Source organism: Acidipropionibacterium thoenii DSM 20276 (genome assembly GCF_000423445.1).
Classification (GTDB): domain Bacteria; phylum Actinomycetota; class Actinomycetes; order Propionibacteriales; family Propionibacteriaceae; genus Acidipropionibacterium; species Acidipropionibacterium thoenii.
In genome coordinates, this window is sequence record NZ_AUHZ01000016.1 from 18,451 (window position 1) to 34,637 (window position 16,187).

Genomic DNA, 16,187 nt, shown 5'->3' on the forward strand with positions numbered 1-16,187 from the left:
GCTGCGAACTGCGCCAGCTGAGCGTACCGCCAGTTGACATCGGCCCACGCTCCCCGGACAGGAGTCGAACCTGTGTCGCTCATCCTGATTCAAAGTCAGGCGGGCCCTGCCGGCAGACCAACCGGGGATCGCTCGAGATCGAGCGGGCCCCACGATACGGCAAACAGCTCACCGGCTGCGCCGCCGAGGTTCTCGGCCACCGGCCGGCGCGCTCGGGGGTGCGCACCCGATCCGGCCCTGGAGTGGCCCGTCGAGTATCTTCAGGGCATGATCACCTCGTCATCTGGAAAGGACAATCCGTCACGGCGCCAGCCGAGAGTCCGGATGACCAGTGCGCAACGCCGCAACCAGCTGATCGGCGTCGCCCGAGGACTGTTCGCCGCCAATGGCGTCGGCGGCACCTCGGTGGAGGAGATCGCCTCGACCGCCAGGGTCTCCAAACCTGTGGTCTACGAGCACTTCGGCTCCAAGGACGGGCTCTACGCGGTGGTCGTCGACCGCGAGGTCCAGCTTCTCCAGTCGAGCCTGCTGGCGGCCCTCACCCGGCCCCACCAGAGCCCCCGCAGCATCCTGGAGTCGGGTGTGCTGGCGCTGCTGGACTACATCGACGACCACACCGACGGCTTCCAGATCATCTCGCGGGACTCCTCGGTCGGCACCTCCACCGGCTCCTACGCCTCGATCCTCTCCGATGTGGCCTCCTGGGTGGAGGGCCTGCTCAGCGAGACCTTCGCCGGCCACGGGTATGACCCCTCGGACGCCGGTATCTACGCCCAGGCGCTCACCGGCATGGTGGCGATGGCCGGTCAGGCCTGGCTGGAGACCAGGCAGCCCTCCAAGGAGCAGGTGGCGGCCCATCTGGTCGATCTGGCCTTCAACGGCCTGGGACGGCTCTCGGCCTCCCCCCAGCTCACCCGTTCGACCCAGCGGGCCCGTGGCCTGACGAACCGCCCCTGATCTCCTGATGACCCAGCACGGCCCGGAGCCCGGCTCCCAGCTGGTCGACGTCCTGGGGGTCGAGTTGGCGCATGAGACCGCCCTCGGAGTCCAACAGGGCGGCCAGCGCACCGTCGACCAGCTCCATCCCCTTGCCGGTGAGCTCGACCAGGGCGCTCCGGCCGTCCACCGGATGGGGACGCCGCAGCACCAGGCCGCGGGCCGACAGTCGCGAGATCCGATTGGTCATGGTGCCCGAGGAGACCTCGAGCTCGCTCAGCAGCTGACCGGGACTCATCTGGTAGGGCTCTCCACTGCGGCGGAGGGCCGCCAGCACGTCGAACTCCCAGACCTCTAGGTCGTGCTGGGCGAAGGCCCGCGACCGGGCACGGTCGAGCAGCCGTGACAACCGTGTGACACGCGACCACACCTCCATCCGGTCGACCGGCAGGTCGGGGCGCTCGCGGGCCCATGCGGCGATGATGCGATCGACGGAGTCAGCCACGTCACATCCTCGCCTGAAGGGTGCCCGGCAGCAGTTGGGCGCCGGGCACCGGGCCGCGCACCACCCTCACGTCATCGACCTGGTCGAGCTCGACCAGCGCCTTGGCGACGGTGCGGCCGGCGGCCTCCTCGCCCACCAGGAAGGCCACTGTCGGGCCGGAGCCGGAGACCAGGCCGGCCAGCGCGCCGGCCTCCACCCCGGTGCGCAGCACAGCTGACAGATCGGGGCGGAGGTCCAGCGCGGCGTCCTGCAGATCATTACCCAGGCAGTGCGAGACGGTCTCCACATCGCCGCTCGTCAGCGCCGCGATCAGGGCGGTCGGCACCCAGTCCCCGCCGGCTCCGCCCAGTTCGTCGAAGCGCCGGTAGACCGTCGGGGTGGACAGTCCCCGCTCGGAGGTGGCGAAGACCCAGTGATGGGTGCCGCGCGAGATCACCGGGACCAGATGCTCTCCCCGGCCACGGCCCAGCGCCACCCCTCCCACCAGGGCGAAGGGGACGTCGGAGCCCAGGTCGGCGGCCAGCTGCTGGAGATCGTCGGGGCCGGTGTCCAGGTCCCACAGCACCGAGCAGGCCAACAGGGTGCCTGCGGCATCGGCCGATCCGCCGGCCATCCCGCCGGCCACCGGGATGGACTTGGAGATCTGGATGTCGGCGCCCAGGTGGGGCCCGGCCCACCGCTCGCGCATCAGCTCGGCGGCCCGGCAGGCCAGGTTGGTGTGGTCCTGGGGCACCATCTCGGCCTGCGGGCCCTCGACGGTGACGCGGATCCGGTCGTCGGAGCGGGCCGAGACGCTGATCTGGTCGTAGATGCCGACGGCCTCGAAGACGGTCGCCAGCCGGTGGTATCCGTCCTCACCCAATGGCCCCACCCCCAGCGCGAGGTTCAGCTTCGCCGCGACCCTCACCATCACCGGTGGGGCCTCGGGTGTGCTGCGTGGATTGCCGGCCATGAGGCCAACTTATCCACTCCCCGGCTCGCGGCGTAGCCCGGCGGCCGGGTTCACAGCCGTCCGGCGCCGGCCAGCTGCTCGGCGATCCGGGCGAATCCGGCGATGTCGAGGGACTCCCCGCGTGCCGTCGGGTCGACATCGGCTGCCGCCACCATCGCCGAGGCCGCCGCCGATCCGCCGCACAATCCCGACAGGGCCGAGCGGAGCATCTTGCGACGGTTGGCGAAGGCGGCGTCGATGACGGTGAAGACCTGTTCGCGTGTCGCCGAGCACCACGGCGGTGCGCTGCGGGTGATGCGCACCAGGCCGGAGTCGACATTGGGCATCGGCCAGAAGACCCCGGGCGGCACGGTGCCGACCTTCGTGGCCCGGGCGTACCAGGCCAGTTTCACGCTGGGGACGCCGTAGACCTTCGATCCGGGCCCGGCCACCAACCGGTCGGCGACCTCGAGCTGGACCATCACCAGCCCGGTGCGCCAGGCCTCGGCGATCGCCAACAGGTGCAGCAGCACCGGGACGGCGACGTTGTAGGGCAGATTGGCCACCAGCGCGGTGGCCGGATCCCCTGGGAGCCGATCGACCTTGAGGGCGTCGGACTCGATGAGTTCCAGCCTGCCGGCGGCCTCGGGCATCCTGGCGGCGACGGTGCCTGGCAGCCGACCGGCGAGCAGCGGGTCGATCTCGATGGCCAGCACCTGGGCGCCGGTCTCCAGCAGTCCCAGGGTGAGAGATCCCAGACCGGGGCCGACCTCGATCACCCGATCCTGCGACCCGATGCCGGCCAGCGAGACGATCCGGCGGACGGTGTTGGCGTCGTGGACGAAGTTCTGACCCCTGGACTTGGTGGGGCGCAGCCCGATCTCATCGGCCAGCCGGCGGATCTGGCGGGGTCCGAGCAGCCCACTGCCGTCCTCACTCATCGACGCCCCCGGCGGTGGTTCGTGAGGTCCGCTCGAGCTGAGGACCCGCGCCGCCGTCGGCCTCCGGACCCCATGGCCCGCCGTAGGCCGCCGAGGCGTTGGCAGCCAGCAGCCGGCAGCAGTCGATCTCCGTCAGGCCCAGCTGGTCGCCGATGAAGCGGGCGGTGTGGGCGGCCAGATAGGGGCCGTTGCGCGCGCCCCGGCAGGGCGTCGGGGTGAGGAAGGGGGCGTCGGTCTCCACCAGGATGCGGTCGTGGGGGGTGACGGCCAGCGCCTCGCGCTGGGGGCGCGCGGAGTTGAAGGTGACGGTTCCCGAGAAGGACAGCCAGGCGCCGTGGTCCAGGCAGCGGCGAGCATGATCGGCGTCCCCGGAGAAGCAGTGCATGATGACCCGCTCGGGCCAGCCCTCGGCGTCCAGGATGTCGAGGATCTCATGGTGGGCGTCGCGATCATGGATGGCCAGTGTGAGGCCGTGTGTCCTCGCCAGCGCGATGTGGGCGGCGAAGGCCTCCCGCTGCACCTGCCATCCGGGGCCCTCGGGGGTGTTGTGGTGATCGATGCCGGTCTCCCCGATCGCTCGCACATGGGGCCCGGCCCCGGCGAGCCGGTCGATCTCGTCGATGGCCTCGCTCAGCGACTCGGGTGATCCGGCCGCCAGCGCGGCAGCGTCATCGGGGTGGATGGCGACCGCGGCCACCACCTGCGGGTGGCTGCGGGCGAGTTGCTCGGCGAACTGGGAGCCGGCCACGTCGCAGCCGATCTCCACGATCCAGGTGACGCCGGTCGCTGCGGCGGCAGCCAACGAGAGTTCCGGGTCGATGCCGACCATCTCCGCGATGGTGTCCAGGTGGGTGTGGCTGTCGACGATCGGGGCGGCCAGCGGTTCGGGCAGCTCGGGGAGGCCGAGCCCAGCGAGCCGGCCGGAGATCTCGCAGCGGTTCACCGGTCGGCCTCGCCGTCATCCTGACCGACCTGCCGGTCCTCCTCGGGGCGGCCGGCTGCCCGGTCGTCCGCCGAGCCGCGGGTGCCCGATCTGTGGTCCAGGGCCGCTGAGTAGAGCTCTCGGCGGTTCACCCCGGTGCTGGACGCCACATCGCCCACCGCACTCGAGAGCTTCTCCCCGGCGGCGACCAGCTCGGCGACCATCTCACAGGCCCGGGCCATCCCGACCGTGACCCCCTGGGCCCCGGCGATCACCACGGTGATCTCTCCCTTGACTCCCTCGGCGGCCCACTCAGACAGCTCCGCGAGGGTTCCGCGACGGACCTCCTCGTAGGTCTTGGTGAGCTCCCGGCAGACCGCGGCCTGGCGGTCGGCGCCGAGCTGGGCGGCAGCCTCGTCGAGCAGTGCCGCCAGCCGGTGGGGTGCCTCGTAGACCACCATGGTGCGCTTCTCGGCCGCGAGCTCGGCCAGCGCACGGCGTCTCTCCCCCGCTTTTCTCGGCAGGAAGCCCTCGAAGCAGAACCGGTCGGTGGGCAGCCCCGACAGTGCCAGGGCGGTGGTGACCGCGGTGGGCCCGGGCACCGAGGTGACGCCGATCCCCTCATCGATGGCGGCCCTCACCAGCCGGAAACCCGGATCGGAGACCGACGGCATCCCGGCATCGGTGACCACCACCACATCGCGGCCGGCGCGCAGCTCCTCCAGGAGTTCCGGCAGCCGATGGGACTCGTTGCCCTCGAAGAAACTGATCACCCTGGCCGCCGAGGTGATGCCGAGCCGCTTGAGCAGGTCACGGTAGCGGCGGGTGTCCTCGGCGGCGACCACCTGCGCGGACTCCAGGGTCTCCAGCAGCGCCCGGGAGGCGGTCCGTCGGTCCCCGATCGGGGTGCCGGCCAGGATGACTCGTCCAGTCTCGTTCACCGGCCCAGTCTCCCATGGCAGGCGAGGAACTCCTGACCGGGCGGCGCCCGCCCTACGATGGGTCGGGTGAGTGCAGCGAACCGTGGCCCGACCTCGACCCTGGAGCGGCTGGACGACGGCCGGATGACCGACGGCTTCACCAGCTGGGTGGTCACCGTCGCCATCACCGCATTCGCCCTGGTGCTTCGGATGTACAACGTCTCCTTCCCCAGGACCCTGGTCTTCGACGAGACCTACTACCCCAAGGACGCCTGGACGATGCTCCATCTGGGCTACGAGGGCAGCTGGCCCGATGCCAAGACCGCTAACTCGGACATCGTCAACGGGATGACCGGGATCTGGAACAACCAGGCCGAGTTCGTCGTCCACCCCCCGCTGGGCAAGTGGATCATCGCCCTGGGCGAGTGGATCTTCGGGATGAACTCCTTCGGCTGGCGGTTCATGTCGGTGATCTTCGGCTCCCTGATGATCCTCATGACGATCCGGCTGGCCCGTCGGCTGTCGCGCTCGACCCTGGTCGGGGCCATCGCCGGGGTGCTGCTGAGCCTGGACGGATTGTCCTTCGTGATGAGCCGGATCGGCCTGCTGGACATCTTCCAGGCCTTCTTCATCGTGGCCGGGGTGGCGGCGGTCGCCGCCGACCGGGACTGGTTCAGGCACCGGCTCGCCGACCATCTCCGCGACACTGGAAAGCTCAACCTGGACGGCGCCTTCGGACCTGCGCTGTGGTGGCGTCCCTGGCGGCTGGCGGCCGGCCTGATGCTGGGATGTGCCATCGGCGTCAAGTGGAACTCGATGTTCGTCCTGGCGACGATGGGCGTCGTCTCGGTCTGCTGGGACTTCTCGGCCCGCCGTCTCGCCGGGGCCCGCAAGCAGTCCTGGTGGTCGCTGGCCCGCGACGGCCTACCGGCCTTCTGTTATCTGGTGGTGGTCGCCGGCGCGGTCTACCTGGCGACCTGGGCCCGTTGGCTGCTGGCCTATCCGCAGATGAGATTCGGAACGGGCTGGGCCGGTCCGGTTCCCGATCCGCAGGTGCAGGCGCTGGTGGGCCGCCGGCTGGCTGCGCTGTGGGACTACCACAAGCAGATCTACGACTTCCACACCGGCTCGTACATGATGACCCAGACCCACGTCTACTCGGCCAACCCGTCCGGCTGGCTGATCGTGCAGCGGCCGATCGGCATCGATGCCATCAACGGGATCGCGCCGGGGACCCAGGGCTGCGAGGCGGTCGATGACACCTGCCTTCGGGTGATCTCGGCGGTCGGGACGCCGACCCTGTGGTGGATGGCTGCGCTGGCGCTGGCCGCCGGGGTGGTGTGGTGGATCGCCGGTCGCGACTGGCGGTTCACCCTGCCGATCGTGGCGATGGCCTCCACCTGGATCCCCTGGTTCCGCTACGACGACCGCCCGTTGTTCTTCTTCTACGCGATCTGCATCATCCCGTTCACCGTGACGATCCTGGCGATCTGGCTGGGCCAGATCCTGGGCCCGGCCGAGGACACCCCCAGACGCCGGATGGGGGCCGCCATCGTCGGGGCCGCGATGGCCCTGGTGGCCCTGAACTTCGCCTTCATCTACCCGATCCTCACCGATTCGCTGATGACCAGGACCGCCTGGTTGACGCGGATGTGGTTCCGCAGCTGGATCTAGCCCAGTCGCAGATCGATCCTCGCCCCGGGCGACAGCTGGGCCAGGGCGTCCAGATCGGCCGGCAGCACGACCCCGATGACCGGGTATCCGCCGGTCACCGGATGGTCGCGCATCAGGATCACCGGGATCCCGGCGGTGGTCACCTGGATCGACCCGGCGACCGTCCCCTCGCTGGCGAGCTCGCCCTGCCTCACCCGTTGCAGGGGGCGGCCCTCCAGACGCAGCCCGATCCGGTTGGAGTCCTCGGCCACCCGCCATCGCTGGCTCAGCAGCGACTCGACCGCCTCGGCGGTGAACCAGTCATCGCGAGGGCCGAGCACCACCCTGGCGCACGCCCGGCCCTCGGGCAGCGGATCCGGGCGGGTTCCGGGTGTCGGCTCGACCGCCCTGCGGGACGGCGCCACCGGGAGGATCTGACCCCGCTGCAGCGGTGCGGGGCCGATCTGCGACATCACATCGGTGGCCGCTGAGCCGAGCACCCGCGGCAGATCCACTCCGCCGCGCACCGCCAGGTAGGCGCGCAGCCCGGCTGCGGGGGCACCCAGGCTGAGGACCTCGCCGTCCATCAGCCGAATCGGAGTCTCGTGCTGCAGCCCTCGAGCCGGCTGCTGCTGCGGCCCATTCGTCGCCTCGGTCCGATCGGAGGACTCCCGGGTCAGCGGTACCAGGGCGCCGGTGACGGCCACCATCTGATCCCCGAGGGCCCGGACCTGCAGCCCGCCGGCCAAGTTCTCGATGAGCGGGGCCGTCAGCGGGTTGCCGACCAGGACATTGGCCAACCGGGCGGCGCCACGGTCCATCGCTCCGGACTCGGCCACCCCCAGGTCGGCGTGTCCGGGTCGACCCAGATCGGTGACCAGGCACTGGGGCCCGGTGGCCAGGATCTGCAGCCCGCGGGCCGCCGCAGGCTGGGCGGGCGCAGGCGGTCCGACCACCTCGACCAGCTCTCGTACCGCTCGGTAGCAGACGGTGCTGCCCGCGGTGATGAGAGCCGGGGACCGGCGGTCCGGGTCCCACAGCACGGCGGTGGTCCGGCCGATGAGTTGCCAGCCGCCCGGGCTGGTGCGCGGGTAGACCGCCGAGAAGGGCCCGGCCAGCCCGACCGAGCCGGCGGGAACCGCAGTGCGCGGGGTGGATCGGCGGGGCACGTCCAGACTGTGGTGCTGTGCGATGCAGTAGCTGAACCCGGGAGCGAACCCGCCGAAGGCCGCCGTCCACAGCTGCCCGCAGTGAGCGGCGATGACCGCCTCGCGGCTGCCTCCCAGGAGCTCGGACAGATCGTCCAGATCCGGCCCGTCGTAGCAGACGTCGATCTGTACCCGGCCGGTGTCTGTCGGCTGCCGTTCGGACACAGCCATCCGGGAGATCTCGGCGGCCAGTCGTTCGGCGGCCGTGGTGGAGGCCGCGCGAACCATCACGGTGCGGGCTGCGGCGACCACCTCGAGCTGGCCGGGAAGCGGATCGGAATCCAGTTCGGCGTGCAGCGCCAGGACCGCCTCGAGGCTGGGCAGCTCCACCAGGAAGGCCGTCGGGCCGGATGGTCGGATCCGGCGGCCGGCCCCCGACGGTGGGCCCGGCGGCGGGGCCGGGCTCATGCGAACCGTGCCAGGGCGACACCCGCATCGAGGAGTGCGGCGCGAACCGCCGAGGCGATGGCCACCGCCCCGGGGGTGTCGCCGTGGACGCAGATGCTGGCGGCGTCGATGCCGATGGTGCTGCCGTCGATCGCGGTGACCTGGTGATCCACCGCCATCGCGACGACCCTGGCGGCGATCAGGTCGGGATCACGCAGTACCGATCCCGACCGGCGGCGGGAGACCAGCGTGCCATCGGGGTTGTAGGCCCGGTCGGCGAAGGCCTCGAGGACGACCCGCAGACCTGCGGATCCGGCGGCCCTCGCGATCTCGGAACCGGGCAGGCAGAGCACTGCCAGTGAGTCGTCGGCAGCCGCGACCGCCCGGGCGACCGCCTCGGCCTGGCCCCGGTGGTGGACGATGGCGTTGTAGAGGGCGCCGTGCGGCTTGACATAGCTCACCCGACCGCCCACGGCCCGGGCCATCGCCTGGAGAGCGCCGATCTGGTAGATCACCTCATCGGTCAGCTCCTCCGGAGCGACATCGACGAAGACCCGGCCGAAGTGATGCAGATCGCGGTAGGAGACGTGGGCGCCTATCGCCACACCGTGCTGGACCGCGGAGTCGACCGTCGCGTGCATCACGGTGGGATCCCCGGCATGAAAACCGCAGGCGATGCTGGCACTGGTGACGATCCCCATCATCGTGGCGTCATCGCCCATGCTCCAGTGGGAGAAGGACTCCCCGGAGTCGGCATTGAGATCGATCATTCCTCGCCCCTGTCCGGTGCGGCCGCCCGGCCGGCACCGGCTGGGCGGTCTGCTGAATGTCGGGAGTCTAGTTCAGTCCTGGTCACGGGGGGCTGTCGGCGATGGACCGCCGTGCCCGGGCCGCAGGAGCTGGGGACGGCTGCCGCGATCGGTCGGCAGGCGTCTGAGGGGTGCCCCCGGTGGGCTGGAGGTCGGCCCCGCCGGCCTCCTCACAGCCGCAGCCTCTTGGCGAGCTCGCGGCGGGCGTCGGGGAACCAGCCGAGCAGCCTCACCAGGCCGGCCCCCGAGACGGCGACGCAGACCCACGAGGCGATCGGGTTGGGCGCCCAGCCGAAGACCAGGAAGAGAATGGGGACCAGGCCCAGCAGAGCGATGAGGCCGCTGTAGACGATGTGATCGCCCACCTCCATCCGCATCACCCGCACCGCGATGAGCACGGCCACGATGGAACAGGCGGACACGATCGGCACCACATAGCTCAACGACCAGCGGTGCCATCCGGTGAGGTAGTCCCAGTAGGCCGAGACCCCGCCGATCACCAGCACCAGGTAGACGGTTCCCTTGGCGGCGTTGCGGCGCTTGCGCACGGCCATCAGCACCACCCACCACATCGCCACCACCCCGAGCCAGACCGACCGCAGGACGCCGATCCCGGCGGGCCCGCGGTGCAACAGCAGCTGGCTGGCGAAGGATCCCAGGATCACTGCCAAGGAGCACCCGAACAGCACCCGGAGCACCCGTCCGCGGGAGAAGACCAGCGGGACCCTCGGCAGTGGGTCGGGGGTCGCCCGGCCCTGCAGCGGAAGGTGGCACAACGGGCAGCTCTGCCAGTCCCCCTCGACGTCGACCCGGCAGGCCTGACAGCGCCTCATCGGTGCTCCCGGCCGGGTCGGTGCCGTCTGGTGCGGTGTCGGGGCAGGTTCACCACGCCCAGCTCGGCCTCGATGACCCGGGATGCGGCCACCGTCACGCCGATCCCCTGGTCGGTGAGCAGCCGGGCGAACTCCCGGACGTGACCGGTCTGGACGAATGGAGAGGTGAAGCTGATGGTCAGCCTCCCGGCATGGGTCATCGCGCAGAACTGGGGCCGTACCGCGGCGGTGTGGAACATCATCGCCGCCACCCGCGACTCGGCGGCATCGGGCAGCCGGACCAGGCCGAGGTTGGAGACGGCCACGGTCAGACCGCGATTGCTGGCCCGGTTGACGCTGCGCAGGATGAGGTTCTTGAGCGGGCTGGGCATGATCCTCAGCGGCGGCATCCGTTCCAACCGGATGAGACGCCGCAGCTTCTGCTCCAGCGCCTCGGGGGTGGCGCCGGCGCTGAACTGGCCGGACAGGTCGGCGCAGATCGCTGCGATCTCGTCGTGGCCCTGTCCGAAGTCGTGGCCCACCCGGATGGTCGCGAAGAAGTTCCTGGCCGAGGAGGAGGGGAAGAACTGACGCAGGTTCACCGGCACCGAGGCGGTGAGGGTGGCCGGGCTCTCCGGTCCGGGCGAGGACTGCCGGACCGCCTTGAGGAAGAGGGCCGTCAGATAGACCGTGGTGGCCGCCCCGCGGCTGCGCGCCAGTTCCAGGACGGGGTCGGCGGCCATCCCGAGCTCCACCACCCGGGTCCGGTTGTCGGGGTTGCGAGTGCCTCGAACCCGCTGGATCCGGCGGTCGAACAGCCGGCGTCGGCGTCTGCTCGGGCGGGCGGCGGGCGATCCGGGGCCCTCGACCGACAGGGCCGCGGGGGCGGCGGCATGCCGGAACTCGTCGCGGCCGGCGGGCTCCCCGTCGGCCCCGGATCCGCGTCCCCGGCGGAAGTACTGGGCGAAGGGATCGGTGCTGAGGTCGTGGACCGGCACCCGTGCGGGCTCGGACTGGCCCCGCGGGTCGCCCGCCTGGCAGCGGCGCCGGCAGTAGGCGTCCACCAGGTCGGTGAGGAACCACAGCGCGCCGGTGCCGTCGGACAGTGCGTGAAAGATCTCCACCATCATGCGACGACGCCGGTAGAGCACCCGGAACAGCAGGTTGCGCCGGTCGGGCTGGTAGATCGGGGCGCACGGGTAGTCGGTCTCGGGTCGGACCCGGGGGCGCAGATCGCTGTCCTGCAGGTAGTACCAGAAGATCCCGCGGCGCAGCACCGCGTGGAACAGCGGGTACCGCTCGAAGGTGAGGTCCAAGGCCTCCTGGAGGACCTCCGGATCGACCTCCTGATCCATCTCGGCGCTGATCCGGAAGACCTTCGGGTCGATGTCGCTACGGGCGGCCAGGAAGATATTGGAGGCGTTGTCGAGGGCCACCCAGTTGCGGCGGGTCATCGCGACCTCCACTGCCGGCTTCCGGCGGTGGCCGGCGCCGGCCCGAGGAAGTCATTGATGACCTGGTAGCCCTCGCGCAACGGCCGGGCGAACCGCGGCAGGGTGATGAACCCATGCAGGGCTGCCGGCACCCGGTGGATGCGCACGGTGTTGCCCGCCGTCTCCAGGGCCCGTCCGTACGCCTCCCCCTCGTCGCGCAGCAGGTCGAGCTCGGCGGTCACCACCAGGGTGCTGGGCTGGTGGGTCAGGTCGGTGGCCATCAGTGGGGCGACCAGCGGGCTGTGCCGGTCGGCGGGATCGCAGGTGTACAGGTCGAGGTAGTCCTGCACCTCGGTATTGGTGAGTCGGTAGTCGCGGCCGTGGTCGCGGACCGAGGGAAACGGAGAGGTCCTCGGGTCGTGGTCCCAGTGGGTCACCGGGTAGAGCAGGATCTGCCGGTCAGCGCCGCGCTGGCCGCGGTCGCGCAGCAGCAGGGAGACCACCGCGGCCAGATTCGCACCGGCCGAGTCGCCGATCAGCACGATCCCTGAGGGGTCGGCGATGTCGGCCCGAGCCGGCTCGTCCAGCAGCAGGTGGGCGACGCGGTAGCAGTCCTGCAGGCCGGCCGGAAAGGGGTACTCGGGAGCCAACCGGTAGTCGACGGAGGCCACCACCGCGCCGGTGAGATCGGCCATCGTGGCGCACGCCGGGGTGTAGCTCTCGATGTCCCCGGTCACCCATCCGCCGCCGTGGAAGAACAGCAGGATCTCATCGCGCCGACGCTGCCGGGGTTCGAAGACCCGCACCGGGATGGGGTGGCTGTCGTCGGCGGCCATGATCTGGCGGTCGAGAGCGCGGTAGCGCTGGGCCGGCAGGGCGGCGAGCTGCCGCTGGATCCGACGGACCTTCCGGTAGTCCTGGCGGATGTCGAGCCGCGGCGCCGCGAACAGTCTGAGCACCGCCCGGGCGAGCGGACCCACCGGCGGTCGGAGGGAGGGGGCACGATCGGTTCCCATGCCCCCAGCGTAGGGACTGCCCGGACCGGCCACGTCCGTGGTGGGGCCGGCCCGGACCTCACCCGGCTTCCGAGGAGGATGCTCCGGTAGCCGTGTGAGGGGCCCGATCCCGGAACTCAGGCCTGCGCGGCCAGGGTCTCCTCGATGGTCCTGTTGAATGCGTCGAGATCGCCGGGCTGGCGCGAGGTGATGAGCCGGTAGCCGTTGGCCGGACACACCTTGACCTCCTGATCCACCCAGGTGGCGCCGGCATTCCTCAGGTCAGCGCTGATGGAGTGGTAGGAGGTCAGCGTCTTGCCCTTGGCCAGACCTGAATCGACCAGCAGCCACGGGGCGTGACAGATCATCGCGACCACCTTGCCGTCATCGGCGAAGGACTTCACCAGCGCCTGGGCGTCGGAGTCGGTCCGCAGGGTGTCGGCGTTGATGGTGCCGCCGGGGACCACGACGGCGTCGTAGTCGGCCACCCTGACATCGGACAGGGTGGCGTCGGGGTGACCTTCTCACCGGGATCCTTGTCGCCCTCCAGGGTGGCGATCGGATCGGTGCTGGGAGCCGCCACGGTCACCTGGGCGCCATGCTCCTTGAGGTAGCGCAGGGGTGAGGTCAGCTCCGAGGTCTCGGTGCCGTAATTCGTCGAGAGGATGAGAATCTTCTTGTCATTCAGTGTGTCTGTCATGAACTTCTCCCTTCCACGTTCAACGCTACGTGGCGATCCCGGCCGACTCCAGCGAACACGTGCTCAGCGAACAGTGCTCGGATACCGCCTCCGCCGGGAATAGCGGTGCCCCTCAGGGCCGGCCGCCGACCAGCTCCCCGATCTCGCAGACGACACTGCGCAGCGCCGCCGTGAGCGCCTCTGCTCCCTCGGGGGCCTGTTCGGACTGCAGGGTGAAAGCCAGGGCCGCGGTGACGACGCTGACCGCCAGCCGGGAGCGGTGGTCCTCCCCGGTGCGCCGGGCGGCCAGCTCCACCAGGTCGCTGCGGAGCTGATCCATCTGCCGTCCGACGTCGCCGAGCAGTCCCGGCTGGCACACCGCCAGCCGCTTGAGCCCGGCCGCATCGCTGGAGGGCTCGACATGACCGCCGAACATCTTGCACAGGTCGGCGATCAGGTCCTGGTCCCTGCCCAGGAACCACTGCCGGTCGGCCTCGGTGATCGGCCGGATGGTCATCCCGAGCACGGCTGCGACCTTCGACGGGAAGTAGTTGAAGAAGGTCCGCTGGGAGATCTCGGCTGCCTCGCAGATCTGCTCGACGGTGACGCCGTCCAGCCCGCGTGCCGCAGCCAGCTTCAGCGCCGACTGATGGATGGCCGCCCGGGTGGCCTGCTTCTTGTGCTCCCGCAGACCACCCGGCCTGGTGTCAGCGCTCACTGCGCTGCTCCTGGCCATCCTCGACGGCCTGGCCGGCCGCATCCGTGTCGGTGGCGTCATCCTCAGCGTGGTGGTCAGGTTCACCGGCGGCCGCAGCGGCCTCGGCCTGCTGACGGGCATGGTGGGCGCGCTCCTCCAGGGCGGAGCGCTCGCGCAGCGGCGGCACCTTGAAGAACCAGGTGAGCACGAAGGCCAGCAGGATGACCCCCAGACCCACCCAGTAGACGGCCCGGGCCGAGGAGGTGAAGCCGTTGAGGAAGGGCTTGGCCAGTGCGTCATCGGCACCGTTGAGGAAGGAGGTGTCGGAGGTGTCGGCGGTGGATGCCGAACCGGTCCCCGATGCGATCTGGTCGGCCAGCTCCGGGACCACCTGATCCACCACATGGGAGCGCTGTGCGGCGTCGGAGTAGTTGACGGCCAACTTGCCATCGACCACGCTGACATGCTGCTCCTCGGCGACCTTTGACAGGGCCTGCTGGAGCGCCCGCTGCTGAGCGGCGGCCGGCAGGGATGCCGTCTCGGCGCTCACCTGCGCAGTGACCTTCTGAGTGGCCTGATCGAGGCCCTTCGCGTAGCTCTGCTGGATCCTGTCGGTGATCGGCGACCACATCGTGTCCATGATCGCCGCGTTGTTCGGCGCAGCGGCGACCTTGGGATCCAGTGCCGCGTCGAGGGCGGCAGTCAGGGTGGGGCGATCGGCCATCGCGGTGCCGATATTGGTCGGCATCACCGAGAACAGCACCGACAGCAGCACTGCGGTGCCCAGCGTCCCGCCGATCTGGCGGAAGAAGGTCGACGAACTGGTAGCCACTCCCATGTCCTTGCCGGGCACCGCGTTCTGGCTGGCCTGGGTGAGGGCCTGCATCAGCAGGCCGAGGCCGAGACCGAGCACGAACATCCCGATCAGGACGTGCCAGAGCGGGCCGCCGAGGGCCCACAGCAGCACCAGGTAGCCGCATGCGGTGATCCCGGTGCCCACCGGCGGGAACCACTGGTACCTGCCTGTCCGGGCGATGATGACGCCGGCCATGATCGAGGAGATCATCAGGCCCAGCATCATCGGCAGGGTCGCGAAGCCGGACTCGGTCGGCGTCAACCCCACCACGATCTGAAGGTAGAGCGGGATCGTCATCATCGCGCCGAACATCCCGAACCCGATCAGCAGGCCGAGCACCGAGGCCCAGGAGAAGGCCCGGTAGCCGAACAACCGCAGCGGAATGATCGCATCATCACCGACAGCGTGCTCGATGAGAACGAAGGCGACCAGCGAGACTGCCGAGACGACGTAGCAGAGGATGGCTGCCAGCGACGTCCAGCCCCACTCGCGTCCCTGCTCGGCGACCAGCAGCATGGGAACAAGAGCCAGCACGACGGTGGTGGCTCCCCACCAGTCCACCCGGGCGCGCTCGTTGGCATTGAAGCTCGGAAGGTGCAGGAAGAGAAAGACCATGATGACGGCGAGCACACCGACCGGCACATTGACCAGGAAGACCCAGCGCCATCCGGAGATCCACAGGATCTGGGAGGCGTCGGCGAAGAGGCCGCCGAACAGCGGACCGACCACCGTCGAGATCCCGAAGACGGCCAGGAAGTAGCCCTGATACTTGGCCCTCTCGCGGGGGGCGAGCATATCGCCCATGATCGCCAGGGGCAGGGACATCAGGCCGCCGGCGCCGATCCCCTGAAAAGCCCTGAAGGCCGCCAGCATCAGCATCGAGGTGGAGCAGGCCGAGGCCAGCGAGCCCAGCACGAAGATCACGATCGCGATGAGGAAGAGCGGCCGACGGCCGAACATGTCGGAGAGCTTGCCGTAGATCGGCGTCATGATCGTGGAGGTGATGAGGTAGGCGGTGGTCACCCAGGCCTGCTTGTCGAGGCCGTTGAGATCATCGCCGATGGTGCGGATCGCCGTGGAGACGATCGTCTGGTCCAGCGAGCTGAGGAACATCGCGGTCATCAGGGCCAGCACCACGAGCATGATCTGGCGCTGACTCATCAGAGCGCCGTGACCCTGGCTCGCGGGACCTCTGCCGGTGGGCCCGTGCCCACTCGCAGCAGAGGTCTGCGGCACCCCCGCCGCGGCGGTTGGAATTTCTGCGGTCACTGCGTTCCTGCGATTCTCATTCGAGCAGGACAGGGGCAGGTCCGAGGTGTCAACGCGGGGACGTGCCCCGCGTCCCTGCGGGTCGCCCGGGGAAACCTCCGGGCTGGAGCAAAGCTAGCTCAATTTGCACAGTATGCAAAAATTTCGCCCCGAGCATGGCATCGGCCAGCTCGGGGCGAGACTCTCCGAGCCGCTGGGACGGGGATCATCCCGGACTCGACAGGACCGCCAGCG

The 16,187-nt window shown here is 70.1% G+C and carries 14 protein-coding genes, 1 tRNA gene and 1 pseudogene; 2 read left to right on the forward strand and 14 right to left on the reverse strand.

Annotation, left to right across the window (positions count from 1 at the left end; all coding sequences use genetic code 11):
- Positions 1–49 precede the first annotated feature (49 nt).
- A tRNA-Gln gene (locus G554_RS0106900) sits at positions 50–128 on the reverse strand.
- Positions 129–324: 196 nt separating this feature from the next.
- Between G554_RS0106900 and G554_RS0106905 the strand changes: the two genes are divergently transcribed.
- Positions 325–957 (forward strand): TetR/AcrR family transcriptional regulator, encoded by a 633-nt coding sequence (locus G554_RS0106905; RefSeq protein WP_027587336.1) that lies wholly within the window; start codon positions 325–327, stop codon positions 955–957.
- Here G554_RS0106905 and G554_RS0106910 read toward each other — a convergent pair.
- The 5 genes from G554_RS0106910 to rsmI are packed head-to-tail and all read right to left on the reverse strand — an operon-like array spanning position 911 to position 5,176.
- Positions 911–1,441 (reverse strand): MarR family winged helix-turn-helix transcriptional regulator, encoded by a 531-nt coding sequence (locus tag G554_RS0106910; RefSeq protein ID WP_027587337.1) that lies wholly within the window; start codon positions 1,439–1,441, stop codon positions 911–913. The two genes, G554_RS0106905 and G554_RS0106910, sit on opposite strands and share 47 nt — an antisense overlap.
- Position 1,442: 1 nt before the next feature.
- Entirely contained in the window at positions 1,443–2,393 is a 951-nt protein-coding gene (locus tag G554_RS0106915) for a 4-(cytidine 5'-diphospho)-2-C-methyl-D-erythritol kinase (RefSeq protein ID WP_051232632.1), read from the reverse strand.
- A 50-nt stretch (positions 2,394–2,443) separates the two neighbouring features.
- Positions 2,444–3,313 (reverse strand): 16S rRNA (adenine(1518)-N(6)/adenine(1519)-N(6))-dimethyltransferase RsmA, encoded by an 870-nt coding sequence (gene rsmA / locus G554_RS0106920; RefSeq protein WP_027587339.1) that lies wholly within the window; start codon positions 3,311–3,313, stop codon positions 2,444–2,446.
- Positions 3,306–4,256 (reverse strand): TatD family hydrolase, encoded by a 951-nt coding sequence (locus tag G554_RS15170; protein ID WP_245569987.1) that lies wholly within the window; start codon positions 4,254–4,256, stop codon positions 3,306–3,308. The genes rsmA and G554_RS15170 overlap by 8 nt, the downstream gene beginning before the upstream one ends.
- Positions 4,253–5,176: a 16S rRNA (cytidine(1402)-2'-O)-methyltransferase gene (gene rsmI, locus G554_RS15175; RefSeq protein ID WP_084648376.1), complete on the reverse strand. Its 924-nt coding sequence runs from the start codon at positions 5,174–5,176 to the stop codon at positions 4,253–4,255. The genes G554_RS15170 and rsmI overlap by 4 nt, the downstream gene beginning before the upstream one ends.
- 123 nt (positions 5,177–5,299) lie before the next feature.
- Here rsmI and G554_RS0106935 point away from each other — a divergent pair, with 123 nt between their 5' ends.
- The gene (locus G554_RS0106935) at positions 5,300–6,829 is read left to right on the forward strand and encodes a dolichyl-phosphate-mannose--protein mannosyltransferase (protein WP_027587340.1); all 1,530 of its coding nucleotides are present in this window, start codon (positions 5,300–5,302) and stop codon (positions 6,827–6,829) included.
- Here G554_RS0106935 and G554_RS0106940 read toward each other — a convergent pair.
- From G554_RS0106940 to G554_RS15195, 8 genes and pseudogenes are all read right to left on the reverse strand, one after another.
- Complete coding sequence (locus tag G554_RS0106940) at positions 6,826–8,424, reverse strand: 5-oxoprolinase subunit B/C family protein (RefSeq protein WP_051232634.1); 1,599 nt, start codon at positions 8,422–8,424, stop codon at positions 6,826–6,828. The genes G554_RS0106935 and G554_RS0106940 overlap by 4 nt on opposite strands.
- The gene (locus G554_RS0106945; protein WP_036924955.1) at positions 8,421–9,173 is read right to left on the reverse strand and encodes a LamB/YcsF family protein; all 753 of its coding nucleotides are present in this window, start codon (positions 9,171–9,173) and stop codon (positions 8,421–8,423) included. The genes G554_RS0106940 and G554_RS0106945 overlap by 4 nt, the downstream gene beginning before the upstream one ends.
- A gap of 209 nt (positions 9,174–9,382) precedes the next feature.
- A complete protein-coding gene (locus tag G554_RS0106950) occupies positions 9,383–10,045 on the reverse strand; it encodes a DUF6320 domain-containing protein (RefSeq protein ID WP_027587343.1) in 663 nt (220 codons plus the stop codon).
- Positions 10,042–11,478 (reverse strand): alcohol acetyltransferase, encoded by a 1,437-nt coding sequence (locus G554_RS15180; protein WP_051232653.1) that lies wholly within the window; start codon positions 11,476–11,478, stop codon positions 10,042–10,044. Before G554_RS15180 ends, G554_RS0106950 begins: the two co-directional genes overlap by 4 nt.
- Positions 11,475–12,473 (reverse strand): alpha/beta hydrolase, encoded by a 999-nt coding sequence (locus tag G554_RS0106960; protein ID WP_051232636.1) that lies wholly within the window; start codon positions 12,471–12,473, stop codon positions 11,475–11,477. Before G554_RS0106960 ends, G554_RS15180 begins: the two co-directional genes overlap by 4 nt.
- A gap of 116 nt (positions 12,474–12,589) precedes the next feature.
- Positions 12,590–13,152: pseudogene (locus G554_RS18585) on the reverse strand (type 1 glutamine amidotransferase domain-containing protein).
- A gap of 112 nt (positions 13,153–13,264) precedes the next feature.
- Entirely contained in the window at positions 13,265–13,849 is a 585-nt protein-coding gene (locus G554_RS18050) for a TetR/AcrR family transcriptional regulator (protein ID WP_051232639.1), read from the reverse strand.
- A complete protein-coding gene (locus G554_RS15195) occupies positions 13,839–15,845 on the reverse strand; it encodes an MDR family MFS transporter (protein ID WP_084648379.1) in 2,007 nt (668 codons plus the stop codon). Before G554_RS15195 ends, G554_RS18050 begins: the two co-directional genes overlap by 11 nt.
- Positions 15,846–16,187: the final 342 nt, after the last annotated feature.